At 67.6% G+C, this 2,906-nt stretch carries 4 protein-coding genes; 1 reads left to right on the plus strand and 3 read right to left on the minus strand.

Going from position 1 to position 2,906, the window contains the following annotated elements:
* Positions 1 to 735: Rieske (2Fe-2S) protein (locus B2W70_RS10025; RefSeq protein ID WP_286745367.1), on the plus strand; the 735-nt coding region annotated here is incomplete at its 5' end.
* On the opposite strand, the gene B2W70_RS10030 is transcribed toward B2W70_RS10025, so the two are convergent.
* The 3 genes from B2W70_RS10030 to hmpA are packed head-to-tail and all read right to left on the minus strand — an operon-like array spanning position 707 to position 2,729.
* A complete protein-coding gene (locus B2W70_RS10030) occupies positions 707 to 1,042 on the minus strand; it encodes a cupin (protein WP_286745371.1) in 336 nt (111 codons plus the stop codon). The genes B2W70_RS10025 and B2W70_RS10030 overlap by 29 nt on opposite strands.
* 15 nt (positions 1,043 to 1,057) lie before the next feature.
* Positions 1,058 to 1,501, minus strand: coding sequence for an Rrf2 family transcriptional regulator (locus B2W70_RS10035; RefSeq protein WP_286745373.1), 444 nt, complete (start codon positions 1,499 to 1,501; stop codon positions 1,058 to 1,060).
* 22 nt (positions 1,502 to 1,523) lie between these two features.
* Complete coding sequence (gene hmpA, locus B2W70_RS10040; protein WP_286745375.1) at positions 1,524 to 2,729, minus strand: NO-inducible flavohemoprotein; 1,206 nt, start codon at positions 2,727 to 2,729, stop codon at positions 1,524 to 1,526.
* Positions 2,730 to 2,906 lie beyond the last annotated feature (177 nt).

Raw genomic sequence — 2,906 nt, forward strand, 5'->3', positions numbered from 1 at the left:
ACCACGTCTTACCGCTGCACCGGCCGCTACGGCTACGCCTGGGTCTGCCTGGGCGAGCCCATCGACGACATCCCCAGCATCCCCGAGTTCGACGACCCGGCTTACCGCACCATCTTCCAGTTCTACGAAACTTGGGCGACCAGCGGCCTGCGCTTCATGGAGAACTCGTTCGACAACTCGCACTTCAGCTTCGTGCACCGCAACACCTTCGGCGTGGCTGCCTCACCCAAGCCCAGCAGCTACCGCATCGAAGAAACCGCCAGCGGCTTCTACGCCGAAACGGTGATCGAGGCCGTGAACCCGCCGCACCTGCAATGCGTCAGCGGCGTGAAAGAGCCGATCACCACGCGCCACATGCGCAACGAGTGGTACCGGCCCTTTGCGCGCCGGCTCGACATCGAGTACCCCAGCGGCATCCGCCACATCATCATCAACAGCCTGGCGCCGATCGACGACGGCCACATCCAGGTGGCGCAATGGCTGTTCCGCAACGACACCGAGGCCGACTGCCCGGCGCAGACGCTCATCGATTTCGACTTCGAGATCACGCGCGAGGACAAGGTGATCATCGAGTCCACCGACCCCGATGCCATGGTCGACGCCAGCCGCCACGGCGTGGAGTACTCGATGCCATCGGACAAGCCCGGCATGATCATGCGCAAGCAGCTGCTGGCCTTGCTGCGCGAGCATGGTGAGGAAGAGGTGTTCAGGGCGCCGTCGGGTGCAACAGGGTGAGCAGCAGCACCGACGCTTCGGTGGCGAGCACGTCGTGGGGCTCGTCGCCCGCCAGGGCCACCAGCTGACCGGCTGACAGCGCGCGCGGGCCCTTCGGCGTGCCGATGTCCACGCAGCCGCGAAGGCACTGGATGGTCAGCTCGCCGGGCACCCGGTGCTCGGGCATGCGCTGGCCGGCCGGCAGCACCAGGCGCAAGAGCTGCAGGTTCGCCGTGCGCAGCAGGCTGACGCTCACCGGCGCGGGTGCGGCACCCGGGGCAGGCAGCAGATCGACGACGTCATCGGGGTGCGCGTGGGGCAGGGCCATGGTGCAGCTCCTGTGTCAGGCCGACCTGGATCGGCGATTCAGGCGGACGATGGCTTCTCCCGTGGGCGAGGCCACGGCGTCGGCCAGGGTGTGCCGGTCCAGCGCAACGTAGAACGCCTCGTTCGCTTCGTCGAGCAAGCCCTTGAGCGAACAACGGCCTCGCAGCACACAGGGCGGCTCGGCACAGTCGATGACCTCGGTGGTGCGCTCGAGCGCGCGCACCACCTGACCGAGCCGGTATGCCTGCAGCGGCCAGGCCAGGCGGATGCCGCCCCCCTTGCCGCGCACCGTGTGCAACCAGCCCTGCTGACCCATGAACTGCACGACCTTGCTCAGGTGGTTGTGCGGCACCTGAAAGCGCTCGGTCACCTCGGCGATCGTGGTCACGGCATCGGGCGCCAGGACCGACAGGTCCATCAACACGCGCAAGCCCAGGTCGGAGAATCGTGTCAGTTGCATGGGCGCAGCATAGCCGCAGGGGTCAGGCCGCCACCCCGCCCGTGCCGAAGGCCTCGGCGTGGATGCGCTCCTGGGGCACTCCCAGGGCTCGCAAGGCAGCGATCTGCGCTGCCATGAAGCCACGAGGGCCACACACGTAGTGGTCTGCGTTGGCAGGCAAGGCCTGCTTGCTCAGGTCCAGCTGACCAGGTGCGTCGTGCACGGCCGCGTCGTCGGTTGCGCCCACCTCTTCGTGAACGATCCAAGCCGAGCCATCCGGCAGCGAGCCCACCAGCTGCCGAACGCGGGGGGCAAAAGCCTGAGCCCCGGCGTCGCGCGCCGCATGGAAAAAGCGCACCGCGCGGCTCGATCCTTGCGCGTGCAAGTGCTCGAGCATCGACATCATTGGCGTGATGCCCACGCCCGCGCTGATCAGCACCACGGGAGTGTCGCGGTCTTCGTGCAGGAAAAATTCACCAGCCGGAGGGGCCACCTCGATGACATCGCCCTCGGCCAGCCGCTGGTGCAGGTGCTTGGACACCATGCCATGAGGCCGCTGCGCCGCACCCTCTTCGCGTTTGACCGAGATGCGCAAGTGGCCCTTGCCCGGTGCATCCGAGAGGCTGTACTGGCGGGGCTGGCGGTAGCCCAGCTCGGGCACCACCACGCGCACCGACACGTACTGACCCGGCCGGAACGGTGGCACCGTGCCGCCGTCGGCCGGCGCCAGCTCGAAGGACGTGATCTCGTCGCTCTCGGCCTGTTTGCGCACGACGCGAAAAGTGCGCCAGCCCGTCCAGCCACCTGGCTGCTGCGACGCCGCCTGGTAAAGACCACTCTCCAGGCCGATGAGCACGTCGGCCAGTTGCCCATAGGCTTGGGCCCAGGCGTCGATGACTTGTGGCGTGGCCGCCTCGCCCAGCACCTCGCCGATCGAGGCCAGCAGGTGACGCCCGACGATGCCGTAGTGCTCGGCGCGGATGCCCAGGCTCACGTGCTTGTGCGCGATGCGCTCGAGCACCGGCATGAGCACACTGGGATCGTCGATGTGGCGGGCGTAGGCGGCCACCGCCATCGCCAGGGCCTGCTGTTGCGCGCCACTGCGCTGATGACCCTGGTTGAAGATTTCGCGCAGCTCCGGGTTGTGCTGGAACATGCGCGCATAGAAGTGGCGGGTCAGCTCGACCCCGTGGGTTTCGAGCACGGGGGCGGTGGCCTTGACGGTCTGGCGAACGAGGGTGTCGAGCATGGCGGGACAGGGATGGCGGATCAATAGATGCATTTTGCATGCATCTTTAAATCCCTGTCCAGCGCACGGACGTCAGCTAGCGCCGCTCGTCTGTCCGGCCACCCAGTCGCGCAACAAGGCCTGGCCCGCCCGTTCCAGAGCAGGGCCGTGCTGGCGCGCCTGCTCGCGCAAGGTCGG

Origin of the sequence: Aquabacterium sp. UBA2148 (assembly GCF_002328915.1) — a bacterium.
Taxonomy (GTDB): Bacteria; Pseudomonadota; Gammaproteobacteria; order Burkholderiales; family Burkholderiaceae_C; genus Aquabacterium; species Aquabacterium parvum.

Excerpts from the sequence above, each read along its gene's own strand:
- B2W70_RS10030 (WP_286745371.1), bottom strand. The coding sequence starts at position 1,042 with ATGGCCCTGCCCCACGCGCACCCCGATGACGTCGTCGATCTGCTGCCT.
- B2W70_RS10035 (WP_286745373.1), bottom strand. The coding sequence starts at position 1,501 with ATGCAACTGACACGATTCTCCGACCTGGGCTTGCGCGTGTTGATGGAC.
- hmpA (WP_286745375.1), bottom strand. The coding sequence starts at position 2,729 with ATGCTCGACACCCTCGTTCGCCAGACCGTCAAGGCCACCGCCCCCGTG.